The organism is Butyrivibrio sp. INlla18, from assembly GCF_900103635.1.
Lineage (GTDB): Bacteria > Bacillota > Clostridia > Lachnospirales > Lachnospiraceae > Butyrivibrio.
Genome location: NZ_FMXK01000008.1, coordinates 79,134 through 104,281 on the forward strand (window position 1 = coordinate 79,134; position 25,148 = coordinate 104,281).

At 41.9% G+C, this 25,148-nt stretch carries 16 protein-coding genes; 15 read left to right on the top strand and 1 reads right to left on the bottom strand.

From position 1 onward, the window contains the following. Window positions 1–72: 72 nt before the first annotated feature. From BLS24_RS06625 to BLS24_RS06680, 12 genes are all read left to right on the top strand, one after another. Entirely contained in the window at window positions 73–432 is a 360-nt protein-coding gene (locus BLS24_RS06625) for a zinc ribbon domain-containing protein (protein ID WP_071174983.1), read from the top strand. Window positions 433–437: 5 nt separating this feature from the next. Next, complete coding sequence (locus tag BLS24_RS06630; RefSeq protein WP_091757331.1) at window positions 438–851, top strand: hypothetical protein; 414 nt, start codon at window positions 438–440, stop codon at window positions 849–851. Window positions 852–951: 100 nt separating this feature from the next. Beyond that, window positions 952–2,685: a hypothetical protein gene (locus BLS24_RS06635; RefSeq protein WP_091757333.1), complete on the top strand. Its 1,734-nt coding sequence runs from the start codon at window positions 952–954 to the stop codon at window positions 2,683–2,685. 18 nt (window positions 2,686–2,703) lie between these two features. After that, on the top strand, window positions 2,704–3,867 hold the full coding sequence (locus BLS24_RS06640; RefSeq protein WP_091757335.1) for a hypothetical protein: 1,164 nt from the start codon (window positions 2,704–2,706) through the stop codon (window positions 3,865–3,867). A 33-nt stretch (window positions 3,868–3,900) separates the two neighbouring features. Next, a complete protein-coding gene (locus BLS24_RS06645) occupies window positions 3,901–5,064 on the top strand; it encodes a hypothetical protein (protein ID WP_091757338.1) in 1,164 nt (387 codons plus the stop codon). 258 nt (window positions 5,065–5,322) lie between these two features. Next, window positions 5,323–7,092: an ammonium transporter gene (locus BLS24_RS06650; RefSeq protein ID WP_091757340.1), complete on the top strand. Its 1,770-nt coding sequence runs from the start codon at window positions 5,323–5,325 to the stop codon at window positions 7,090–7,092. A gap of 26 nt (window positions 7,093–7,118) precedes the next feature. Further along, complete coding sequence (gene asnB / locus BLS24_RS06655) at window positions 7,119–8,702, top strand: asparagine synthase B (protein WP_091757342.1); 1,584 nt, start codon at window positions 7,119–7,121, stop codon at window positions 8,700–8,702. Between the two features lie 38 nt (window positions 8,703–8,740). After that, window positions 8,741–10,849, top strand: a complete 2,109-nt coding sequence (locus BLS24_RS06660; RefSeq protein ID WP_091757344.1) for a glutamine synthetase III family protein — start codon at window positions 8,741–8,743, stop codon at window positions 10,847–10,849. A gap of 84 nt (window positions 10,850–10,933) precedes the next feature. Beyond that, the gene (gltB, locus tag BLS24_RS06665) at window positions 10,934–15,451 is read left to right on the top strand and encodes a glutamate synthase large subunit (protein WP_091757346.1); all 4,518 of its coding nucleotides are present in this window, start codon (window positions 10,934–10,936) and stop codon (window positions 15,449–15,451) included. A gap of 42 nt (window positions 15,452–15,493) precedes the next feature. Further along, window positions 15,494–16,981 carry a glutamate synthase subunit beta gene (locus BLS24_RS06670; protein WP_091757348.1) on the top strand — a complete coding sequence of 496 codons (1,488 nt, stop codon included), beginning with the start codon at window positions 15,494–15,496 and terminating at the stop codon, window positions 16,979–16,981. A gap of 144 nt (window positions 16,982–17,125) precedes the next feature. Beyond that, window positions 17,126–18,538: a sensor domain-containing diguanylate cyclase gene (locus BLS24_RS06675; protein WP_091757351.1), complete on the top strand. Its 1,413-nt coding sequence runs from the start codon at window positions 17,126–17,128 to the stop codon at window positions 18,536–18,538. Next, window positions 18,535–20,448, top strand: a complete 1,914-nt coding sequence (locus BLS24_RS06680; protein WP_091757353.1) for a peptide ABC transporter substrate-binding protein — start codon at window positions 18,535–18,537, stop codon at window positions 20,446–20,448. The genes BLS24_RS06675 and BLS24_RS06680 overlap by 4 nt, the downstream gene beginning before the upstream one ends. A 47-nt stretch (window positions 20,449–20,495) precedes the next feature. On the opposite strand, the gene mgtE is transcribed toward BLS24_RS06680, so the two are convergent. Further along, window positions 20,496–21,860 (bottom strand): magnesium transporter, encoded by a 1,365-nt coding sequence (gene mgtE, locus BLS24_RS06685; RefSeq protein WP_091757355.1) that lies wholly within the window; start codon window positions 21,858–21,860, stop codon window positions 20,496–20,498. 352 nt (window positions 21,861–22,212) lie between these two features. Here mgtE and BLS24_RS06690 point away from each other — a divergent pair, with 352 nt between their 5' ends. From BLS24_RS06690 to BLS24_RS06700, 3 genes are all read left to right on the top strand, one after another. Continuing rightward, complete coding sequence (locus BLS24_RS06690) at window positions 22,213–22,773, top strand: DUF8052 family protein (RefSeq protein WP_091757357.1); 561 nt, start codon at window positions 22,213–22,215, stop codon at window positions 22,771–22,773. Then, window positions 22,770–24,518 carry a carbon starvation CstA family protein gene (locus BLS24_RS06695; RefSeq protein WP_091757359.1) on the top strand — a complete coding sequence of 583 codons (1,749 nt, stop codon included), beginning with the start codon at window positions 22,770–22,772 and terminating at the stop codon, window positions 24,516–24,518. The genes BLS24_RS06690 and BLS24_RS06695 overlap by 4 nt, the downstream gene beginning before the upstream one ends. 132 nt (window positions 24,519–24,650) lie before the next feature. Beyond that, window positions 24,651–25,133 carry a PTS sugar transporter subunit IIA gene (locus BLS24_RS06700; protein ID WP_091757362.1) on the top strand — a complete coding sequence of 161 codons (483 nt, stop codon included), beginning with the start codon at window positions 24,651–24,653 and terminating at the stop codon, window positions 25,131–25,133. The last annotated feature ends 15 nt before the right edge of the window (window positions 25,134–25,148 follow it).

Genomic DNA, 25,148 nt, shown 5'->3' on the forward strand with positions numbered 1-25,148 from the left:
GTGTTAACGAAAATGTAATAATTTGTAAAGAATGCGCTTATAAAAAATATGTTTTGAAAAGGGGAAAAAGGGATGAGTTTTTTTGATGAAGTTGGTAAAAAGATTTCTTCCGCTAGTCAGGAAGCAATCGCAAAGACAAAGGACTTTGCTGACGTAGCAAAGCTCAATTCAAACATCTCTGACGAGGAGCACAGAATCACAAACGCTTATACAGAGATTGGAAAGATGTACTATGAGAGTCATCTTGAGAATTTCGAGGAGTGTTATGGAAACCAGTTTTCACTTATCAAGGATTCTATGGCTAAGATCGAAGAGTACAAGCAGAAGATCGTGGACATCAAGGGTGTATCAAAGTGTCCTAAGTGCGGAGCAGAACTTACTAAGGACGATGTATTCTGCACAGCATGTGGAACAAAGGTAAAGGAGAACTGATAGATATGGAAAAGACAAAATTAGGAATTTCAGTAGGCTTATTTGGAGCATTAGTTTTTGCAGCAGCACTTTTTGGTGGATATATGTCATCCATCATTATTTTAGGATATGTACTTCTTTTTGAGTCAAACGAATGGCTCAAGAAGTCAGCAGTTAAGGCTGTTGCTGCATTAGTAGCATTCAGCTTTGTAACAGCAGTTATCGGACTTGTACCAGACGCTATTAACTGGGTGGCAAACGTGATCAACACATTTGGTGGAAATGTCCGTTTCGAGTTCATCAACGATGTATTCTCAGATATCAAGGGAGTTATTTCAATCCTTAAGGATCTTGTATTCCTTGGCCTTATCTACAAGGCACTTAATCAGGGAACAATCAAGCTTCCTGTTGTTGATGACCTTATCAACAAATATATGTAATTTGTTTGATCAACTGAATATATAAGTGCATTGCTGGATTTCCCGCCAAGGGGAGTCCAGCATTTTTGTTACATATCATTTTTTAAGGAGAGAGACGCATATGGTTGGACCTAAAGGTGGCAACAAAAAACTGATTGGGATCATTGTGGCTATAGTTATCATCGGTGCTCTTTTGACACCAGATATAGTAAAGATGGCAGCTAAAGCCCATAAAGAAAAAACTGCTCAGACAACTGAGCAGAGTAGTGAAAGCTCTGCGAGTAAGGAGGAATCAGTTGCTAGTGCATCAAATACAACACAAGTAGCTGAAAACACAGAGGAGCCAGAGGAAGAAGTAGAGGAAGAAACAGGCCCAGAGCATGTAGAGTATTTTAGCTTACGTGTTGGTAGTGGAATGTATCCCTATACAACTGGCAGTAACGATTTTATCTTCTTTACTGAAGATAATAAGTATTACGCTCCATTTGCCAAGATGCTTCATATTGGTCAGGATCCTATTACATTTACAGATAGGAACGTGACCAGAATAGAGAATGATGAATTCAGAAGCTGTGTCATTACTGCAGATGGCAAGAACTATCTTTTTAACCAGTGGACAGATGATCCTATTATGTTAAATGAAAAATCTGTTAATGCTGCATGCGTTTATGATGACGCAACATACATGATCCCTACAAGCGCAGATGGAACAGTTGGAGACCTTTACTACATAAATTCTATTTATGAAGAAGAACAGCTCGTTGCCTCTGATGTTGTAGTTGATACAGCTGGTATCAATTTCTACAGCCCAAGCTATGATGACATCAAGTTCCTTTACACCAAGGAAGTTGGAGGTAAAAGAACTCTTATCCTTGCATACACCAAGGAAGAGACAATTCAAAAGGGTGATTTCAAGATCTATGAAACTGAAGTTGCTGAAGGAAATATGATTCCAGTGTTCCTTGATATTTACGACTACGCATATTATGACCAGGATAAAAAAGAGCTCTACTACGTATCTCAGGATTATCAGGATAAGAATAAGATAGAGACAAAGATGATCTATACAGGAAACATGGATGAATTCTATGCTTTTGATGATGGCGAGCTTTATATCCTTGATGGTGACAATGTTTATGGATTCAATCCTTCATATGAAAAGGCAGAGCCTGTTTTAACAACTGGAATTGCTAAGCTTGAGTATCACGGAAATGTTTCAGCATATGGTTATCACAATGGTCACAGAGTATACACTTCTGCAACATCATGTCTTTTAACAGACAAAAATGGTGCTACCTACTTCGGAGCTACCAAAGAAAGCGAGCTTACTCAGCCAAATCGCAAGATGGGTGAAGACAAAGCATATTACTATCCTTGCGGATGTTACTCAGCAATTCTCTATGTCAAAGATGGCGTGCTTTGGATCGATCAGTACAACGGTGTAAATGAAGAGACTGGTGAACTAAACATTGAAAACTTCATTTTATTTGATAAAGAGAAGGTCATAGATTTCTGCTCAGATTACGGCGGAGGATACATGTTTGTATATACAGAAGATGGGAACGTGTACTTCTTAAATGCAGATGAAAAAGAAGTTAAGCTCATAGATTCAGGCGTTGACTATGATCAGGAGAGCGACATCGCAAACTTTGCTTTTGATTACGACAATGAAATGCTTTATTACAGCAAGGACGGAAAATTCTTTAGATACGATATAGAGATGGATTCAGTAAATGACAGCATCTACTATGAAGGTTGGAAAATAAGCAGAGATTGGAATTATTCGTATATCACTTCAGATGGCGATAAGACAACCCATCTGTTCTATGGCGGAAGCACCTATGATTGCAACTAAAAGGAAAGAGGATAAATTATGAAAAGAGTATTAGTAAGCTGCCTCGTTGCAGCTATGTTTACAGGGCTTGTAGCCTGCGGAAATAACGGCGGCACCACAGAGGGTACAAACAGCTCAGAAACAGTTACAACATCAGATTCAGATGCAAATGCAGAAGATCAGGCTGATTCAGATGACGGAGAAAAAGCTAAGGATAATAAGGGCGGTTCTGGCTTTGTAGGTCAGTCAAGTGAGCTTGACTACGAGAAAATGATCATTGATTACAATGATATTTCAGATGAAGTCAGAAACGGCATGAAGGAATGCGCTAAGGCTCAGGTAAAAGAGTATCTTGATGAAAATGCTTCTACTTATGAAAACGTAGGAGACCTTAACTATGAAGGACTGATCTTCCAGGTAAATGATACTCCTGAAGGCGGCAAAGCAAGTGATGTATTTTTGTTTTTCTCAACAACTGGAACAAAGCTCGATGGACTTTCTGGAGAGAAAAAGGAGATGGACCTTTGCTTCTATGTAACCCTGGTTCATATTTGCCCAGTAGATGACAAATCTTATGGTTGTGCTGAAGTACATGTACAAGAAAATGAAAACATAAGAGCAGAGTTTTTATATACTAAGTCACAAATGCTGACCTTTTACCACACTTTCATGGTAGACAAAAAGAAAAATGGATATGTAGATGAAGCTTTTGATGGTTTCGAAAAGTACGGTGATTACAAGGCAGCAACAAAGGTTGCAGATATGGAGAAGGCTCCATTTTTTGAAACAATGAAGCAGGTTGGTGCTAATAACATCGACAAATACATGGCTGACAACTTTGGTGAAAACATCAGCTATACAGAACCAGAATATGTTGGCACCTTCATCAGAGAAGATAAGGATAAAGAAGAGCGCACAGAGACACACATTATCTATAAGATCGTATTCTCAGATGCAGATGGTCTTTGCGAAGATACAGAGCTCTTCTTTGACGAGGGCTTTGAAGAGACATGCTTTACTGTGGATGGAGAGCTTCTTTACTACGAAAGCTGCGAAGAGCCATATGGTCATATGTATTTAGGAGACTCAGCATACGAAGTTCGTGCATATGACAGCATTGGCAAGATCGGTAAGCTCTATGACGATGACGGATCTTTGCAAGAAGCTGTACTTGATAAGTCAGAGACACTTAGCGTTAACTAATTGATTAGGGCAAATAAAAGGGAAGAGAAAAATATGAAAAGAGTATTAGTAAGCTGCCTTATTGCAGCTATGTTTACAGGCCTTGTAGCCTGTGGGGACAATGCATCATCAGAAAACACAACTGGCTCTGAGTCTTCGGTTACAGCAGATTCAGGAGCTGATGTGGAAAGCCAGGCTGATTCTGGTGAAGAAGATAAGGCTAAAGACAATAAAAGTGGGGTTCATTACGATAAAGATGCAAAGATTCCAGGTCTTGACTACCTTGTTAAATCGTACAGTGAGATTCCAGATGAGGTTAAAGAGGAATTAAAGGAAGATAGTCTGAATATTATTAAACAGTATTTAGAGGAGACAAACAACACATATGAGATAAATGGGGATCTCAAGTATGAAGGATATTATTTCCAGCATGTAGAAAGTAAAACTACTGCAAATTCTAACCAGATACTATATGTGTACACAACAACAGGAAGCAGATGTGAAGTCAATTCTACAGACAAGACAGAGGGAACCTTATGCTTTTATGCAAGGTATGGAAATGTTTGTCCTGTTGATGAGCATACCTATGGCTGCACAGAAAAAAAGGGACTTGAGTATTTTGATTATGTTGCCAAATACGAAATAGATGAAGAGAGACTCATGACAAGCATGTTCATCAAGGAAGGAGCGTCTACCACTCCAGGATATACGCAAGAAGCTGGTGATGGAATGGAAAAGTACGGCAACTATACACCAATCACTAAGGTAGCTGATTTGGAAAAAGATCCATCCTTCGAAGACATGAAAGCAGTAGGTGTAGCTACTATCGATCAGTATATGGAAAATGAGATGGAGGACAATATCAAGTATACAGCTCCAGAGTATTATGGAGCATATATCATGAAGCATGATAAAGATGAGGATGTGGGCAAAGTCACTAGTTCATACCTTGTATTTAAATCAGTAATATCTGATACTGAAGGTCTTATTGATGATACCGAAGTTTTATTTACTATTAGCTTTTCTGGTACATGTTATACAGAAAATGGCGAGCTGACTTATGGCACGGTAAGTTCAGATCCTGTAGGCCAGTCTGAACTTGGCGATTCAGCCTATGTAATAAGTGCATACGAAAAGGTAGAAGACTTGTACCATTTAAGATCCTATAGTCAGTCATTAGACCGTATAATCGATAGGTCAGAAGTACTTAATTACTAAAAATGAAAAATTGTATACAAAAATGCTTGACATGTGTTTTTTGTTAGATTACAATTCATACTCATAAAGACAAAGGCGTCTTAGAGATTACTCTCTAAGGCGCTTTCTGCATTTCTGGAGGTTACTTCCGCGGAGTAACTGGCAGAGGTGTATACAAGTATTCATAAAAGATACAAAGCGATGCAATGGGGCATCATGCTACGTAAGTGCGTAGTGTGCCATTGCGTCGCTTTTTTCATTAAGGAGAGGAGAAAAAGTATGAGTGAGGAAATCTTAAGTGCTATTGACTCAAGTGTTTTTGGCGTTTGGTTTTTGATTGGTGCTGCTCTTGTATTCTGGATGCAGGCTGGATTTGCAATGTGTGAGGCTGGTTTTACAAGAGCCAAGAATACAGGAAACATCATCATGAAGAACCTCATGGATTTCTGTATAGGAACAGTAGTATTTATTCTTATCGGTTTTGGTCTGCTTCTTGGGGAAGATTTTGCAGGCTTCATCGGAAGACCAGGATTTGACATCTTTACAGATTATGCAAACTTCGACTGGTCAAACTTCGTATTTAACTTAGTCTTCTGTGCTACAACAGCAACAATTGTTTCAGGATCAATGGCTGAGAGAACAAAATTTATATCATATTGTGTGTACTCGGCAGTTATCTCAGCAATCATTTATCCTATCGAAGCTCACTGGACATGGGGCGGCGGATTCCTTGCGCAGATTGGTTTCCACGATTTCGCTGGATCAACATGTATCCACATGGTAGGTGGTATCTCAGCTCTCATCGGTGCAGCAATGCTCGGTGCTCGTATCGGTAAATTCGAAAGAGACAAGGATGGCAAGGTAACAAAGGTAAATGCTTTCCCTGGTCACAACCTTGTAGCAGCAGCTCTTGGTGTATTCATCCTCTGGCTTGGCTGGTACGGATTCAACGGAGCAGCTTGTACTTCGATCGATCAGCTCGGCTCTGTATTTGTAACAACAACAATCGCTCCAGCGCTTGCAACAGTAACATGTATGATCTTCACATGGGTTAAGTATGGTAAGCCTGATGTTTCAATGTGTCTCAACGCTTCACTTGCAGGTCTTGTTGCTATCACAGCTCCTTGTGATGTTACAGATGCATTTGGTGCTATCGTGATCGGTATCGTAGCTGGTCTTCTTGTTTGCTTTGGTGTTTGGTTCCTTGATTACAAGCTTCATGTTGATGATCCTGTTGGTGCCGTAGCAGTTCACTGCTTAAACGGTATCTGGGGAACAATCGCTGTAGGTCTTTTTGCTACATCTTCTGCACCAGGATATTCAATTGCTGATTCACAGGGAAATGTAATGACAGGTCTTTTCTACGGCGGTGGATTCAAGCTCCTTGGAATTCAGCTCTTTGGTTTCCTTGTAGTTGCAGCTTGGACAGCAGTTACGATCACAATCACATTCTTTATTATCAAAAAAGTTTTAGGACTTCGTGTTTCAGAAGAGGAAGAGATCCTTGGTCTTGACTCAACAGAGCACGGCCTTGCATCAGCATATTCAGGATTTGCCATCATGGATGTTTCAAACACTCTTAACATGGCAGTAAACGAAAATACAGACCTCGGCGTAAGCGAATACGAAGAGGCTTCAGAGATCCAGAAGCACGCTTCAGTGCCTGTAGTTACAGCACCAGTGCATACAGAGTCTGGAATACATAAAGTTGTTATTATCGCTAAGTTGTCCCGCTATGACAAGCTCAGACGTGCAATGAATGATCTTGGCGTAACCGGAATGACTGTCACTCAAGTTATGGGTTGTGGTGTCCAGAAAGGTTCTGGCGAAATGTATCGTGGAGTCGAGATGGATGCCACTCTCCTTCCTAAAATTAAACTGGAAGTTGTTGTTAGCAAGATTCCGGTTGAAGACGTTATAGAAGCAGCTAAGAAAACTCTTTACACAGGTCACATTGGAGACGGTAAGATCTTCGTTTACTCTCTCGACAACGTAGTCAAGATCAGAACCGGTGAGGAAGGTGCTGCAGCTCTAGCAGATGTAGAGTAAAAAATACTAAAACAGGAGGAAACGGTATGTGCGCAATACTTACATACGCAAGAGAATCGGTCCGAGAAGAATTCTTTGAAGAAATGCTTTCCAGGACTGTATCCCGCGGACCAGACATGTCCAGGATACAAAAAGTCGAAGGCGGATGGATGGGCTTTAATCGCCTTTCCATCATGGGCCTTAATGAATCAGGAATGCAGCCATTTAATTATGGAAAGAACACCGTCATTTGTAACGGCGAGCTTTACGGCTTCAAAGATCTTCGAAATTACCTTGTTTCTCTCGGATACAGTTTCAAAAGCGACAGCGATTGCGAGATACTGCTTCCTCTATATGAAAAACTTGGAACAAAAATGTTCAGTCTTCTCGATGCGGAATTTGCCTGCGTTATCTATGACGGGGAGAAAAAGAAATTCGTAGCAGCCAGAGATCCAATAGGAATCAGACCTCTCTACTACGGATATGACAGCGAAGGCTATGTAGTTTTTGCATCAGAACCAAAGAACCTGGTGGAAGTTACAGACAAGATCATGCCTTTCCCTCCAGGACATTACTACGAAGATGGTGAGTTTGTCTGCTACAAGGATATGACCGAGGTAAAAGAGGTATCAGTAGATGACCTTGAGACTATAACAGATAAGATTCACGACAAGCTATTAAACGGTATCAAGAAAAGACTTGATGCTGATGCGCCAGTTGGATTTCTTTTATCAGGCGGACTTGATTCATCTCTTGTCTGCGGCGTAGCAGCAAGCCTTTCAGATAAGCCACTTGAAACCTTTGCTATTGGAATGGATATCGACGCTATCGATCTTAAGTATGCAAGAGAAGTAGCAGAGTACATTCATAGCAATCACCACGAAGTGATCATAACCAAAGACGATGTCATAAACGCCATAGAGCCTGTTATTCACGCTCTTGGCACCTACGACATCACAACTATCAGAGCATCCATCGGAATGTATCTTCTATGTAAATGGATCCATGAGAACACAGATATCAAGGTAGTTCTCACCGGTGAGATCTCAGATGAGCTCTTTGGTTATAAATACACAGACTTTGCACCAAGTGCTCAGGCTTTCCAGGAGGAAGCTGAAAAGAGAATTCGCGAGATCCACATGTATGACGTTTTAAGAGCAGACAGATGTATCAGTGTAAACTCTCTCGAAGCAAGAGTTCCTTTCGGAGATCTGGATTTTGTGAACTATGTAATGAGCATAGATCCAGAGAAAAAGCTCAACACCTACGGAATTGGAAAGTTCCTTCTCCGTAAAGCTTTTGAAAAGGACCAGTTCATTCCACACTCGATCCTCATGAGAGAAAAAGCTGCTTTCTCAGATGCGGTTGGTCATTCACTTAGAGATGACCTTATGGATTACGCAGATGCCAAGTACACTTACGCAGAGTACGAGACCTTGAGAAAGAAATACACACATGCAAAGCCATTTACAAAGGAATCACTTCTATATAGAGAAACCTTTGAAAAATATTATCCAGGTCAATCGGATATGGTAATAGATTTCTGGATGCCAAATAAGAGCTGGAAAGGATGCAATGTTAACGATCCTTCCGCAAGAGTTCTTTCGAACTACGGTGCTTCAGGCGAATGATAATTCAGTAAATTTTAACCCATTAAGGAGGAGAAAAAATGATAGAAGCAAGCAAACTTACAGAGGAATTCGGATGCCTCGTATTTAACGACAGAATCATGAGGGAGCGCCTTCCCAAAGATATCTATAAGGCAGTAAAAAAGACAATCGAGAAAGGTTCACACCTTGAACTTGACGTAGCTAACTGCGTTGCAGCAACCATGAAAGAATGGGCTGTAGAAAACGGAGCTACACACTTTACACATTGGTTCCAGCCTATGACTGGCCTCACAGCTGAGAAGCACGACAGCTTCATCTCACCTACAGATGACGGCGGAGTTATCATGGAGTTTTCAGGAAAAGAGCTCGTAAAGGGCGAACCTGATGCATCAAGCTTCCCATCAGGCGGACTTCGTGCAACATTCGAAGCAAGAGGTTATACAGCTTGGGATCCTTCATCACCAGCATTCATCAAAGACGGATCACTTTACATCCCAACAGCTTTCTGCTCATACGGCGGAGAAGCACTTGATAAAAAGACTCCTCTTCTGAGATCAATGGAGGCTCTTTCAACTGAGGCTGTTAAGCTCCTTCACCACCTTGGATACAAGGATGTTACAAGAGTAAGCACAACAATCGGTTCAGAGCAGGAATATTTCCTCATTGACAAAGATTACTATAAAGCAAGAAAAGACCTTCTTTTCACAGGTAGAACTCTTCTTGGAGCACCTGCAACAAAGGGTCAGGAAATGGAAGATCACTACTTTGGTGTCATCAAGCCAAAGGTTTCAGCATACATGCATGATCTTGATGAAGAACTTTGGAAGCTCGGTATTCCAGCAAAGACCAAGCACAACGAAGTTGCTCCATCACAGCATGAGCTCGCTCCAGTATTTGAGACAGCAAACATCGCTGTAGATCACAACCAGCTCACAATGGAAGTTATGAAAAAAGTTGCTGACAAGCACAACTTTGCATGCCTCCTTCATGAGAAGCCATTCGAAGGAATCAATGGTTCTGGTAAGCACAACAACTGGTCAGTTTGCACTGATACAGGAATGAATCTCTTAGATCCAGGCAAGAACCCTGGCGAGAACATCCCATTCCTCGTATTCCTTATGGCAGTAATCGCAGCAGTTGATGAGTATGCACCAATCCTCAGACTCTCAGTAGCATCTGCTGGTAACGATCACAGACTTGGCGGCAACGAGGCACCTCCAGCAATCATCTCAATCTTCGTTGGTGATGAGCTCGCAGAAGTGCTTAAGGGTGTAGAGGCTGGCTCAGCATATCAGAGTACTGGTAAAGTTCAGATGACAATGGGAGCTACAGTACTTCCACACTTCACCAAGGACAACACAGATAGAAACAGAACATCACCATTTGCCTTCACAGGTAACAAGTTCGAGTTCCGTATGCCTGGTTCAGCAGTATCAGTAGCAAATGCAAACATCGTTCTCAACACAGCAGTTGCAGAAGAAGTTGCTAAGCTCTACGAGAAGCTCAAAGGCTACAGCGGATCAGAGCTCAAAGAGAAGGTTATGGAAGTTCTTAAGGAAACACTCCTTGAGCACAAGAGAGTACTCTTTAATGGAAACGGATATACAGATGAGTGGGTTGAGGAAGCTGAAAAGAGAGGCCTTCCAAACCTCAAGTCTCTCCCAGATGCAATGCCATTCTGGATCTCAGACGAGTCAATCGCTCTCTTCACAAAGCACGGCATCTTCACAAAGGAAGAGATTCAGTCAAGATATGAGATCCTCCTTGAGAACTACTCAAAGTCAATCCATATCGAAGCTCTCACAATGCAGGAGATGGTTCGCAAAGACCTTACAGAAGGCATCGTAGCTTATGAGAAGGATCTTGTAAAAGAAGCATCACAGAAGAAAGCACTTCTTGGCGATGGCGCTGGTTCACTTGAGATCGGTATCCTTAAGGCTCTCGACGAAGCAAGCGTAGAGATTGGCAAAGCTCTCGCTAAACTCGCTGAAGATACCAAGACAGCAGAAGGTAAGACTGAAGCTCTCGACACAGCAGAGTTCTATCAGAGAACAGTCCTTGCAGACATGGATGAACTCAGAAAGTACGCAGACAAGGCAGAAGCTCTTATCCCTGAGAAATATCTCAGCTACCCAACATACGGACAGATGCTCTTCTCACTTAGATAAAGAAAAAGATAATGCATAAAAGAAGACAGGGCAAGTCATTTAATGGCTTGCCCCGTCAGTATATTCAAAGGAAGGAAGCCCACAATGGAAACATGGTTCAATGAAAAAGACGCCTGCGGTATAGGTGCGGTCATAAATATAAATGGTAAGCCTGATAATAAAGTACTGGACGATGCACTTTCCATCGTAGAAAAATTGGAGCATCGCGCAGGAAAAGATGCAACAGGTAAAGTCGGAGACGGTGTAGGAATCTTAGTTCAGATTTCTCACAAGTTCTTTTCAAAAGAAGCTGCAAAAAGCGGTATCAAATTAAAGAAAGCCGGTGATTACGGCATTGGTATGTTCTTTTTTCCACAGGATGACATGAAGCGCATGTTTGCAAAAAGAATGCTTGAAGTCATTGCAGAAAAAGAAGGCCTTAAAGTACTGGGATGGAGAGATGTTGAGACACATCCTGAGATCCTTGGTGAAGTAGCTGTTAACTGCATGCCACATATCAGCCAGTGCTTCATTGAAAGACCTGCTGACGTAGAAAAAGGAATCGACTTTGATAGACGCCTCTATTGCCTTAGAAGAGAGTATGAGAAGTCTTCAGAAGATACATATATTTGCTCTTTTTCATCCAGAACCATCGTTTACAAGGGCATGTTCTTAGTAGGACAGTTACGTAATTTCTATGAGGATCTTCTTTCACCAGATTATGTAACTGCTATTGCTATGGTTCATAGCCGTTTCTCAACTAACACAACCCCTTCATGGCAGCGTGCTCATCCATATCGTATGATCGCCCACAACGGTGAGATCAATACTATCCGTGGTAACAGCGACAGAATGCTGGCCAGAGAAGAGACCATGTCATCAGATATTTTGGGTGATGACCTTGGCAAGGTATATCCAGTAATCGCTTCATCAGGTTCTGACTCAGCAATGCTTGATAACACCTTGGAATTCCTGTACATGAACGGAATGGATCTTCCTCTTGCCATGATGCTCACGATCCCTGAACCATGGAAGCACAACGACTTCATGGATCAGAGCAGAAAAGACTTTTATCATTACTACGCAACAATGATGGAGCCATGGGACGGCCCTGCGGCAGTTCTTTTCACAGATGGAGAACTCTTCGGTGCTACCCTTGATAGAAATGGACTGCGTCCATCAAGATACTATGTCACCAAGGATGGCAGACTCATTTTGTCATCTGAGGTTGGCGTTCTGGACATTCCAGAAGAGATCATTGAAAAGAAATCACGTCTTTCACCAGGTCATATGCTCCTTGTAAACACCAAGGAAGGACGTATCATTTCAGATGAAGAGTGTAAGGAAAAGTATGCTAAGTCAAAGCCTTACGGCGAATGGCTGGACAGATATCTTTTGCACCTTCATAAACTTAGTATTCCAAATAAAAAGATTCCAACTCACACCCAGGAGATGCGCGACAAGCTCTACAAGGTGTTTGGTTACTCCTACGAAGATGTGAAGACTCAGATCATGCCTATGGCTACAACTGGTATCGAGCCTACAGTATCCATGGGAACCGACGTGCCACTGGCTATGCTCTCCAAGCATCACCAGCCACTATTCTGCTACTTCAAGCAGCTCTTTGCCCAGGTTACAAACCCACCTATCGATTCACTTCGAGAGAAGGTTGTAACAGATACAACTGTTTACATCGGTTCTGATGGAAATCTGTTAAAAGAAAAGAGCGATAACTGTAAGGTTCTGGAAGTAAATAGCCCAATCCTTACCGGCGTTGATCTCATGAAGATCGAAAATCTTGATCAGCCAGGCTTCAAGGTCCAGAAGATATCTCTTTTGTACTACAAGAATACCCCAGTAGAAAGAGCCTTAGAGCAGCTGGATGTATCAGTAGACAGAGCGGTTGCAGATGGCGTAAACATCATCATCCTTTCAGATAGAGGCGTAGATGAAAACCACATGCCAATTCCTTCACTCCTTGCTGTATCTTCAGTTGAGCAGCATCTTGTAAGGACCAAGCAGCGCACAGCGGTTTCACTTATTCTTGAAAGTGGTGAGCCAAGAGACGTTCATCAGATCGCCACACTTCTTGGTTTTGGTGCACGTGCTATCCACCCATATCTTGCACAGGAGTGCATTGCAGAGCTCATCGATATCGGAATACTTGATAAAGACTATCACACTGCAATTGCAGATTATAATAAAGCTCTTCTTGGAGGCGTTGTTAAGATCGCAGCCAAGATGGGTATTTCAACCCTTCAGTCCTACCAGTCAGCAAGGATCTTTGAGGCAATCGGTCTGTCAAAAGAGCTTGTGGACAAGTACTTTACAGGAACCACCAGCAGAGTTGGTGGTATCGGAATAAATGAGATCGGTGAGGACGTAGAGTTTAGACACAATCAGGCCTTTGATCCTCTTGGTCTTTCAACTGATTCAACTCTTGATTCCTTTGGCTTCCACAACCTCCGAAGTGGTGATGACAAGGAAGACCATATGTATAATCCAAAGACCATAGTAACTCTCCAGAGAGCAGTCAGAGAGGGTGACTACGAGAGGTTCAAGGAATATACACAGATGGTGGATGACGAGGATAGACCACACACACTTAGAGCTCTTTTATCCTTTGTACCAGCCAAAACTCCAGTACCACTTGAGGAAGTTGAGAGCGAAGAAGAGATCGTTAAGCGTTTCCAGACAGGTGCTATGTCCTATGGATCTCTTTCCCAGGAGGCCCATGAGACTCTTGCTATTGCCATGAACAGACTTGGTGGCAAGTCCAACACTGGTGAAGGCGGCGAGGACAAGGCTAGATTTGGAACAGAGAGAAACAGCGCAGTTAAGCAGGTTGCATCTGGTAGATTTGGCGTCAGCAGTCAGTACCTCTTAAGTGCAAAAGAGATACAGATCAAGATGGCGCAGGGTGCTAAGCCAGGTGAAGGTGGACATCTTCCTGGCAAGAAGGTATATCCTTGGGTTGCAGCAACAAGATTCTCAACTCCAGGCGTTGCCTTGATTTCACCACCACCACATCACGATATCTATTCAATTGAAGACCTTGCTCAGCTCATCTATGACCTTAAAAATGCTAATGATAAGGCAAGAATCTCAGTTAAGCTGGTATCAGAAGCAGGCGTAGGAACTATAGCTTCTGGTGTTGCCAAGGCAGGAGCCCAGGTAATCCTTGTGTCAGGCTACGACGGAGGAACAGGTGCTGCTCCTTCATCATCAGTTCATCACGCAGGACTTCCATGGGAGCTTGGTGTAAGCGAAGCTCATCAGTCTCTTTTGGATAATGGACTTAGAAGCCGCGTTGTTCTCGAAACAGACGGTAAGCTCATGACAGGTAGAGACGTTGCTATTGCAGCTCTTCTTGGTGCAGAGGAATTTGGTTTTGCTACAGCTCCACTCGTAACTATGGGCTGCATGATGATGAGAGTTTGCTCCAAGGATACATGCCCATTTGGTATAGCTACTCAGAATGAAGAGCTCAGAAAGAGATTTAAAGGTAAGCCTGAATATGTAATGAATTTCATGCTCTTTGTGGCAAGGCAGCTTCGTGAGATCATGAGTGAGCTCGGATTTAGAACTGTAGAAGAGATGGTTGGTCACACAGATCGTCTTCAGATGAGAAGCTATGACGAAGCTACTGCAAGCGAAAGTCAGCGCAAGAATTCTGCTGACCTTAGAAGAATCCTTGATTCAAGATATGCAGGCGCTGAGAATAATCACTTTGATCCAAAGGATGTTTATAACTTTGAACTTGAGAAGACCCTTGATTCAAGAGTTCTAATCCCAGAGTATGAGAAGAGCAAAAAGAATCTTGGAAGCAAGCAGATCAAGATGAAGGTAGATATCTCAAGTACTGACAGAAGCTTTGGTACTCTTCTTGGCAGCAGAGTTACTGCAGATTATGAGAATAAGCTTGCAGATGATTCAATCCTTGTGGAGGCCAACGGCGGCGGTGGTCAGTCCTTTGGCGCATTCCTTCCAAAGGGTGTCACATTAAAGCTCTACGGCGATGCAAACGATGGCTTTGGAAAGGGACTTTCTGGCGGTAAGGTGATCGTAAGACCATCAGATAAGGCAACTTATAACGCTCACGATAACATCATAATCGGTAACGTAGCTCTTTACGGTGCTACAGCCGGAAAGGCTTATGTATGCGGTATCGCAGGTGAAAGATTCTGCGTTAGAAACTCAGGTGCTGTGGCAGTTGCAGAGGGATGCGGTGATCACGGTCTTGAATATATGACTGGTGGACGAGCAGTTATCCTTGGAATGACAGGCAAGAACTTTGCTGCTGGTATGAGCGGCGGTATAGCTTACGTTCTTGATAGAGAGCACACTCTTTATCTTAGAATGAACAAGGATATGGCTTCACTCTACGAAGTAACTGAGAAGTATGACATTGCAGAGCTTCGTATGATCATCGAAGATTACGTAAAAGAAACTGATTCAGAGTTTGGTAAAGAGATCCTAGATAATTTTGAAAGCTTCATTCCTGACTTCAAGAAGATAGTTCCAAATGATTATCAGAAGATGCTTACAGCTATAGGCAGGTACGAGGAACAGGGAATTGACCACGAACACGCTGTTCTTGAAGCATTTAAAGAGCTTACTTGATAACTGTAAACATTCATCTGAGAATTAGATAGGAGATTGAAAATGGGAAAAGAAACAGGATTTCTTGAATATACAAGAACAAATAATAAAGATGTACCACCAGAGGAGAGAATTCTACACTTTGAAGAATTCCATACACCTCTTGATACAGAATCACGCAGAAAGCAGGCAGCTAGATGTATGAACTGCGGTGTTCCATTCTGTCAGTCAGCTATGAACCTTGGGGGCATGGTAACAGGCTGCCCTCTTCATAATCTCATTCCTGAGTGGAACGATGAGATCTATAAAGGCCATGAGAAGCACGCTTTTGACAGACTTCACAAAACCAGTAACTTTCCTGAGTTTACTGGAAGGGTTTGCCCTGCTCTTTGTGAAAAAGCCTGCATGTGCGGACAAAATGGCGATGCAGTAACGGTTCATGACAACGAGCTGTATCTGGTAGAGACAGCCTTTGCAAAGGGTTATATCAAACCTTTGATACCAACTATCAGAAGCGGCAAAAAAGTTGCTGTCATAGGAGCAGGTCCTTCAGGACTTGCTGTCGCAGATGACTTAAATCACAGAGGACATCACGTAGAGGTCTTTGAAAGAGAAGATGAAGTCGGCGGTCTTCTCATGTATGGAATTCCAAATATGAAGCTTGATAAGAGCGTTATAAAGCGCAGAAGAAAGCTTATGGAAGCTGAAGGAGTTGTATTCCATACACGCGTAAACGTAACCAAGGAAGAGAGCACAGCTCTTTTGAGCAAATTCGATGCAGTAGTTCTATGCTGCGGCGCCAAGAAGGCAAGACCACTTCCTGTAGCAGATCCAGAGAAGGTAAAGGGCGTTTACTACGCAGTAGATTTCCTTACAAAGACCACAAAAGCCCTTATGAAGGCAGAGAATAGAACAGTAGAAGCTCTTAAGGAAGAAGGTGGATATATAGACGCAGCAGGCAAAAATGTCGTCATCGTCGGTGGTGGTGATACTGGTAACGACTGTATCGGAACTGTCATCAGAATGGGTGCAAAGTCAGTTACAGCCCTTGAGATGATGCCAAAGCCACCTGTCACAAGAGCAGCAAATAATCCATGGCCAGAGTGGCCAAAGGTCTTAAAGACAGATTATGGCCATGAAGAGGCTATCCACGTATTTGGATCTGACCCAAGAGTTTATGAGACCACTGTAAAGAGCGTAACTACTGACAAGAAGGGTAATATCAAGCAGATCGAGACAGTGAAAGTAGGATTTAAGGGTGGAAAACTTGTTCAGATAGCAGGAACAGAAAAGACTCTTAAATGCGATATTCTTTTGATCGCAGCTGGATTTATTGGCTGTGAAGATTATTCAGCAGAAGCTTTTTCTCTTAAGACCAGCCAGAGAGGAACTATCGTAACTGATATTGATAGCTACCACATTCCTAACACTAAAGTCTTTAGTGCAGGAGACATGCACAGAGGTCAGTCCCTTGTTGTATGGGCAATTGCAGAGGGTAAAGCCTGTGCAAAAGAGGTTGATGAGTACCTTATGGGTTATACAAATCTATAAAAACGTGAAAAAGAGTGCTTCTCGGAAAGAGGAGCACTCTTTAGTTTAATGAACTGTTTACTATAATTTAATAAAGTGAATTAACGTAATATGGTATATTAATATAAGTAACAGTTGTTTTTTTCATATCCGGAGAGCACATATATGTGGAAACGTGCACAGGAGCGATTCCGTACACGAAGCCTTGTGGCAACCATTGTACTTATGGCTGCGATATTCATTGCTTCCATAATTTATGTTTTTTATGTGCGGGATTACACCAGGCAGCAGAGCTACATAAAGCTTCAGCAAGCCACCGAGGAAACAGTTGAATCCATCGAGGGTCAGTTTCGTGCGGACCGAAATATGTTGCGTCTTATCTCTAGGATCATCTCAGAAACAGATGTATCTCTCCGTTCTCTTAGTATTTCCAAGTATATGAACTTATATGATGTAAATGCTGGTGTATCTGATGTAGGTATTCTTATGCGGGACAATATGGTCGTAAGAATAGACGGCGCAGATACGGATGCTACAGGCATTTTAGATTTTAATAAAGTAAAAGAAAAAGGCGAGCATCTGTCAACTCTTCAAAAGGATCTTGATACCGATGAAGAGCTTGATATCAGAAACTTTGTTCCAATCAGAAAAGAAGGAAAGACAATAGCCTTTATCTATGGCACAACTACGCCTGAATCCATTCTTAGCGCATGGACGCCAGATATATATGATGGTCACGCTATAGTATCAATAATAGAAAGAGACACAGGTCTTTTTCTGGCTGATGGACTTGGCAGGACCAACGAGATCTTAAAGGATACTGATTTCAAACTTGCTCAGATCACTACAAATGAGAGTATTGTTGATTCCGTTAAAAATGGAAGAAAAGGCTTTGCCATTCTTGAAATGGCTGATGGACAGGCATATTACGTATGCTTCCTTCCTATGAATATTGCAAATTGGGAGCTTACTGTGAGCATTCCTGAAGATGATCTCTATGCAACAGTAAGACCTATGTACAGATCGCTTTATATATTCCTAGTTGCAATGACGCTGGCTCTTGTCGGTTATTTCCTATATGTCATTCACATTACGACAGGTTCTCTTATTGGTATTGAGAGAAGAGCCAATATGGATGCACTTACTGGTCTTCAAAATCGTAACCGATATGAGTATTTTTGTCAGCATCTTCAGCAGGGAACTGAGGGAATTGCCTGTATCTATTTTGATGTAAATGGTCTTCATGAAGTCAATAATACTCAGGGTCATCTAGCAGGAGATAATATGCTCAAGACCATTGCGTCCATCATCTGTAATGAGTTTGGCGATTCCAACACCTATAGGATAGGTGGCGACGAATTTGTTGCCTTTAGATATGAACGAGATGAACAGGCTGTCAGGAAGGATCTTGACAGGGTGTTAAAAGAAGTTGAATCAAACGGATATCATGTGGCAAGTGGTCTAGCAATGGCTACCCCTGACAAGAAGCTTTTGACGGTTATCAAGAAGGCCGAAGAAGAAATGTATGAAAATAAGGCCAAGTACTATGAATCCATAGGAAAGGAGATGCGAGGATGATGAAAAGAAAATTAAAAGCATCCGCTCTCTTTATGGTAATGGTGCTTCTTTTGACAGGATGCTATGCAAAGCTTCCTGATATAGAAAATCACGAGCTCGATGATGCCTACAGAAGTGATGCAACAGTTTATAACACACTGTATTCGTCAGAAGTTACGAACCTAAACTATCTGGTTACTAGTTCACCGGTGGATACTGTCATTACTGCCAATGTGATCGATGCCCTTGTGGACTATGACAATGAAGGAAATATCATTCCTGGACTAGCTGAGAGCTGGGAATGCACAGAGGATATGACTACATGGATATTTCATTTGCGAGATGGCATAAAGTGGGTAGATTACGAAGGAAAAGTTTACGGTGAAGTTGTGGCAGATGACTGGGTAGCGGCAGCAGAATATGTAAATAATGCCGCCAATGAAACGGATTGTCAGTATATGTATTGCACGGGCTCCGTTGTGACCGGGGCTCAGGAGTACTACGACTATACCAGATCTCTTTTGCATCCTGAGGAATATGATGTGATGCCAAAGAAGGTAGAGGCTTCAGAAATAGGCGTGGAGGCTCATGATGATAAGACACTCATTTATAAGCTTGATAAACCATGTCCATTTTTCCTTAGTGTTCTATCTTATACATCATATCTTCCTGTTAACAGAAAGTATCTAAAGGCTGCAGGAACAATGTTTGGAAAAGATTATAAGAATGTTCTGTATAACGGAGCGTATATTCTTCATTATTTCCAGCCTTTGGAAAAGCAGATACTTGTAAAGAACCCTCATTATTGGGATAAAGATAAGGTTTATATCGACAGGGTAGAAAATGCCTATGACTCAGAGGCAGCTACTATTGGTGTTGAGAGATATGAGGCAGGGCTTATAGATAAGGCTGTAGTTAGTGCGGATAAATTGGAACATTATTTAACGCTTAGGTTCCATGCAGATGAGATACATGGCACGATTCCGGATTGTTCATACTCATATTTTTATGTATTTAATTTTGATCCTAATTATGACGAGGAAAATGAACCTGATAATTGGCGCAAGGCTGTAGTAAATGAGAATTTTAGAAAAGCCATCATGAGCTCTATAGATAGAGAGGAGGTTTTATCTGTCTATGAGCCATATGATCCAGGGAAGCTGATAAATAATACGGTCACTCCGCCAGGAGCTATCAGCATAGATGGAAAAGATTATACTAAGTTCGGTAAGTTAAGCTATTATTCCGGAAGAGATAGTTACAACAAAAATGATGCCAGGATCTATAGAGATCTTGCTAAGAGGCAGCTAAAGGAAGCAGGAGTTACATTCCCTATTAAGATCCTAATGCCTTATAATCCGTCTGTTGTGGGCTGGAAACAGGAAGTATTTACGATAAAAAAACAGCTTGAACACTCACTTGGTTCAGACTTTATAGAAGTTGTGGTAGAAGCTGGAAGTGATACGGGATTTTTGAATGCAGTTCAAAGAAGTGGAAAGTTTTCATTTATGAAGTGCAGGTGGGGAGCTGACTACGAGGATCCACAGACCTGGACAGAGCCTTTTGAGGAAGAGGATGATTATTCTTTCTGGCATCAGTGCGAGGATGAAAAGGTAAAGGAAGTCTGTGAGATATGGGAAAAACAAAAGGACAACGCATCGGAGATAACAGACAATGAAAATCTGAGATTTGAAGCCTTTGCAGAGGCAGAACGTCTTATCCTTGACCATGCAATAGTTGTTCCATTCTCAATAATGATTGGTGATGGTTATGTTATGGACAAGATAAATGAATTTGAGAGAGAGTATTCCTCTTATGGAATGGCCAAGCAAAGGTATAAGGGATGTCATTTATATGAGGACTCCATGGATATGGAGGAATATCAAAAAGCCTATAAAGAATGGGCGCATATAGAAGATGAAGAAGAATAAAAAAGGCTGGTCTCTTATATAGGAGACCAGCTTTTATACTTGGTATGTTATGCCACCAAATGCAGCATCCTTGTTGCAATGTTGAAGTAAACAAGGAGTGACAGTGCATCTACGATTGTTGTGATAAATGGACTTGCCATTACCGCAGGGTCAAATCCCACCTTGGAAGCCAGCATAGGAAGGCAGCAGCCCACCAACTTGGCAATAAGCACTACGAACAAGAGAGTAAGGCAGATAACTGCTGCAACTGTAATAGTAACTCTGTCTAGTAGTATCAGCTTCAAAAAGTTTGCACATGCAAGGGTAAGTCCGCAGAGAACAGCAACTCTGATCTCTTTCCAGATGATCTTGAAAATATCTTCAAACTCAATCTCTTTAAGTGAAAGTCCACGAATAATTGAAACACTTGCCTGTGAACCGGCGTTTCCGCCTGTGTCCATCAGCATTGGGATGTATGCTGTAAGTACTACATATGCTGAAAGGGCGTCTTCAAAGCCTGTAATGATAGCGCCTGTAAAGGTGGCACTTATCATCAGGAATAATAGCCAAGGGATACGATTCTTGTAGGTCTCAAAGATGCCAACCTTTGGATAAGGCTTGTCTGATGGCACAATAGCAGCCATCTTCTCGATATCCTCTGTAGCCTCTTCTTCAAGAATGTCCACAACGTCATCGATGGTGATGATACCAACCATACGACTCTCATTGTCTACAACAGGCATTGCTGTGAATCCGTATTTCTGGAACATACGGGCAGCTTCTTCCTGGTCAGTCATGGTATTGATGCTGATGACATTGGTGTTCATGATGTCGCCGATGACTTCATCAGGCTTCATAATGAGCAAATATCTAAGAGCAACAGTACCAACCAGAACTTTTTGCTTGGTAACAACATAACAAATGTTGATAGTCTCAGAATCTACGCCCTTTTGTCTGATTCTCTCTATGGCATCAGTAACAGTCATATCTTCTCTGAGGTCTACATACTCCACAGTCATGATAGATCCGGCAGAGTCCTCAGGATACTGTAGCAGATGATTGATATCAGCTCTGGTTTCAGGGCTTGCGTTGGCCAAAATGCGCTTAACTACGTTTGCTGGCATCTCTTCCAAGAGGTCAGTAGCATCATCGGCCATCAGATTGTCAATAATGTTGGATGCTTCTCGATCGGACAGTGAACGGATGATATACTGCTGGTCATCCAGTTCCAGATCGGCAAATACGTCAGCAGCCATGTCTTTTGGGAGGATTCTGAACATCTTAAGAGAATCCTCATCCTCCATCTCTCCCATAGCAGCAGCGATATCTACTGTGTTCATCTCGGAGATGGTCTGACGAAGCTTGGTATATTGCCTAGATTCAAGAAGTTCCTGTAAGATTTCTACGATTGTCTTCTCTTCTTGTAATTCCATGGTAATCTCCTATGAATTTGGTTGGCGGTTAATATGGTACTTCGACCAGGAGCAGAATCGCTACTGCAATTATGTGAATCTGACTTCATAAAAACCACCACCTTTCATACGAGATTTTGTGAGTTAACTGTAACACAATTTTTCACAAAAATAAACCTTGAAGATTGATTAATTTGCATAGAGATCAGGATAAAAAAACAACGAATACATTACAAAATTAATCTATTTCTAAAAAATACATTAATTTTGTCATCTTGCAATAACGCGCCAACGTGATAAAGTATTCCTTAATTATTTTTTATGTAACCTTTCTGATATTAATTTCTTAAGGTCGTGAACGTGGAGGGGGCAGATGGCAATATCATCTGATGAATATTTAAGTGAACTCTTAGGCCGCTATCAGGCCAATTTCGACATAACCAAAGACTTTACCCTGGGAGATAAGACATATCCCGCCTATGCATGGTTCTTTTCATTTGGAGAGAAGTACGTTCTAAAGAAGGAAGCTCAGCTATGGGCAATAAGAGCCTATGAGCATGTGCTGTTTATCAAGACGGATATGGTGTCAAAAGATCTTTTGCAGGAAATAAGACAGACAATAGAAGATCATGTGGAACCAGAGCTTGTAAGACGCGGAGAAAAGTATCCGGAAAAGGACCACATGTGTACCTACATGACATTCGTCATCATTTCTGATAGGACCCCTGACAAGGAGTTGCAAAAAGAAATAAAGAGATTTAAGTACGACAAAGGATATCTCTTTAATTTCAGGGGACATAGCGAAGGAAAGCTGGCCTGTGCATGCCTTGACAGTAAGGAAGTCTTTACTAACTACAGTGGAAAAGAGTTGAAAGAACTCTTAACCGATATATTCAAGACCCAGAGGGGTACTAAGGAGGAGAAAGTTTCATGAATGCAGCATTATTGTTGATCGTTAGTGCGGCAATTCTCGTAGCAGGTTATGTACTCTACGGCGGATGGCTTGCCAAGCAGTGGGGTATCGATCCAAAGAGGAAGACACCAGCACACGAATTAAAGGATGGTATGGACTATGTTCCAGCTAAGACACCAGTAGTTATGGGACATCATTTTTCATCAATTGCGGGAGCAGGCCCAATTAACGGACCTATTCAGGCAGCAGTTTTTGGTTGGGTTCCAGTTCTTTTATGGGTGCTTATCGGTGGTATTTTCTTTGGTGGCGTCCATGATTTCGGAGCTCTTTTTGCATCACTTCGTCACAAGGGACAGTCTATCGGTGAGATCATCGATGACACTATGGGCAAGACAGCCAAGAGATTATTCCTTACATTTGGCTATCTGACACTTCTTCTTGTAGTTGCAGCTTTTAGCTCTATCGTAGCTAGTACCTTTGGTACAACAACTGCAGCAGGAACTCCTGTTGAGGGCGCAACACTTGCAGCTAATGAGTCAACAGCCATGATCTCATTCTTGTTCATCGTTCTTGCTATAGCTTTTGGATTCTTTGTATATCGTAAGAATGCACCAATCGCGGTTGCATCAGTAGTTGGTTGCCTTGGAATCATTGCAATCGTAGCAATTGGACTTAATTTCCATCCAATCTCTCTCACATATAACACATGGATGTGGGTGGTTGGAGCATATATTCTTGTAGCTTCTGTAACTCCAGTTTGGATCTTGTTACAGCCAAGAGATTACCTTAGTTCATTCCTTCTCTATTTCATGATCGGAGCAGGACTTATCGCAGTTATCGGAGCAGTTATGGCTGGTCAGGGAAGCTTCTCAGTTCCAGCATTTGGAGATGCAGCACTTAAGGGAACTGGCGTATTTACAACAGGAACTGCATTCCCAGCTCTTTTTGTAACCATTGCCTGCGGAGCTATTTCTGGATTCCACTCATTGGTTTCATCAGGAACATCTGCCAAGCAGCTTGATAACGAAAAGAATGCTAGACCTGTAGCATATGGTTCAATGCTCATTGAGTGTCTTGTAGCAGTTATCTCACTTTGTGCTATTGGATTTGTATGGGCAGCAGCTGCTGACGGTACATATGCAAGCCCAACTCAGGTATTTGCTGGCGGACTTTCATCTATGATCGCTACATTTGCTCCGGGAGCACAGAACATTATGTATCAGATGCTGATCCTTGCAGTTTCTGTATTCTGTCTCACATCACTTGATACAGCAACAAGACTTGCAAGATACATGTTCCAGGAATTCTTCCTTGAGCAGGGACAGACAGCCAAGGATGCAACAGGATACAAAAAAGTATTTGCTAATCCTTATGTTGCTACAGCTATCACGGTAGTATTGGGCGTAAGCCTTGGTATGACAGGCTATACTAAGATCTGGCCTTTGTTTGGCGCTGCCAACCAGCTTCTTGCAGCTATCGGACTTCTTGCAGTTTGCACATGGCTTGGTTCTGTAGGCAAGAATAACAAGATGTTCTATATTCCTATGGTATTTATGCTTGCAGTAACAGTTTGCTCACTAGTTCAGACGATCACAGCCAAGATGAAAGCTTATGCTAGCGGAGCAGCAGATTTTTGGGCACTTATCCAGTCTGCAATTGCAGTGCTTCTTGTTGTGCTTTCACTTGTACTTGCCTTCATCGCAGCAAAGACACTTATCAAGCAGTATCAAGACAAGAAAAATGATAAGGCCGAAGAGGTAGCTTAAAACAAAAATTCGTTGAATAATATCCTATATAGAGTTATTATATTTATAACAAAACTAGGTTTTACTAATCGCTGTAAGGCCTAGTTTTTTCTTTCTAAGCCAGTTGACCGGTTTGTGTTGGAGGGGGATTCTATGGGATTATTCGATAAACTTTTCCAGAGCGGTAAATTTGAGATTGGTTCACCAGTTAACGGCACTATCGTGCCTATATCAGACGTTAGTGATCCTACATTTGGTGAAGAAATGGTTGGTAAAGGTGTAGCTATACAACCTTCGGATGGTAAATTCTGTGCCCCATGTGACGGTACTCTCATAGCTCTTTTCCCAACAGGTCATGCGTACTGCATTAATACTACTGATGGAGCTGAGCTTCTGATCCATATCGGAATTGATACAGTTAAACTAAAGGGCGAGCACTATAAGCTCATTGCAAAGCAGGGGATAGAAGTCAAAAAAGGAGATCCAATAGTTGAAGTGGATCTTGAGGGCGTAAAGGCAGCTGGGTATGACATCATAACGCCTATGGTTATCTCTAATCATAGTAAGTTTTCCAAGATCGAAAAAAAGACAGGTGCTGTAAGTGCGGGGGATACAGCAATAGTTGTCAGTAAATAATTGCAGCGAGGGGCT

Excerpts from the sequence above, each read along its gene's own strand:
- BLS24_RS06625 (WP_071174983.1), top strand. The coding sequence starts at position 73 with ATGAGTTTTTTTGATGAAGTTGGTAAAAAGATTTCTTCCGCTAGTCAG.
- BLS24_RS06630 (WP_091757331.1), top strand. The coding sequence starts at position 438 with ATGGAAAAGACAAAATTAGGAATTTCAGTAGGCTTATTTGGAGCATTA.
- BLS24_RS06635 (WP_091757333.1), top strand. The coding sequence starts at position 952 with ATGGTTGGACCTAAAGGTGGCAACAAAAAACTGATTGGGATCATTGTG.
- BLS24_RS06640 (WP_091757335.1), top strand. The coding sequence starts at position 2,704 with ATGAAAAGAGTATTAGTAAGCTGCCTCGTTGCAGCTATGTTTACAGGG.
- BLS24_RS06645 (WP_091757338.1), top strand. The coding sequence starts at position 3,901 with ATGAAAAGAGTATTAGTAAGCTGCCTTATTGCAGCTATGTTTACAGGC.
- BLS24_RS06650 (WP_091757340.1), top strand. The coding sequence starts at position 5,323 with ATGAGTGAGGAAATCTTAAGTGCTATTGACTCAAGTGTTTTTGGCGTT.
- asnB (WP_091757342.1), top strand. The coding sequence starts at position 7,119 with ATGTGCGCAATACTTACATACGCAAGAGAATCGGTCCGAGAAGAATTC.
- BLS24_RS06660 (WP_091757344.1), top strand. The coding sequence starts at position 8,741 with ATGATAGAAGCAAGCAAACTTACAGAGGAATTCGGATGCCTCGTATTT.
- gltB (WP_091757346.1), top strand. The coding sequence starts at position 10,934 with ATGGAAACATGGTTCAATGAAAAAGACGCCTGCGGTATAGGTGCGGTC.
- BLS24_RS06670 (WP_091757348.1), top strand. The coding sequence starts at position 15,494 with ATGGGAAAAGAAACAGGATTTCTTGAATATACAAGAACAAATAATAAA.
- BLS24_RS06675 (WP_091757351.1), top strand. The coding sequence starts at position 17,126 with ATGTGGAAACGTGCACAGGAGCGATTCCGTACACGAAGCCTTGTGGCA.
- BLS24_RS06680 (WP_091757353.1), top strand. The coding sequence starts at position 18,535 with ATGATGAAAAGAAAATTAAAAGCATCCGCTCTCTTTATGGTAATGGTG.
- mgtE (WP_091757355.1), bottom strand. The coding sequence starts at position 21,860 with ATGGAATTACAAGAAGAGAAGACAATCGTAGAAATCTTACAGGAACTT.
- BLS24_RS06690 (WP_091757357.1), top strand. The coding sequence starts at position 22,213 with ATGGCAATATCATCTGATGAATATTTAAGTGAACTCTTAGGCCGCTAT.
- BLS24_RS06695 (WP_091757359.1), top strand. The coding sequence starts at position 22,770 with ATGAATGCAGCATTATTGTTGATCGTTAGTGCGGCAATTCTCGTAGCA.
- BLS24_RS06700 (WP_091757362.1), top strand. The coding sequence starts at position 24,651 with ATGGGATTATTCGATAAACTTTTCCAGAGCGGTAAATTTGAGATTGGT.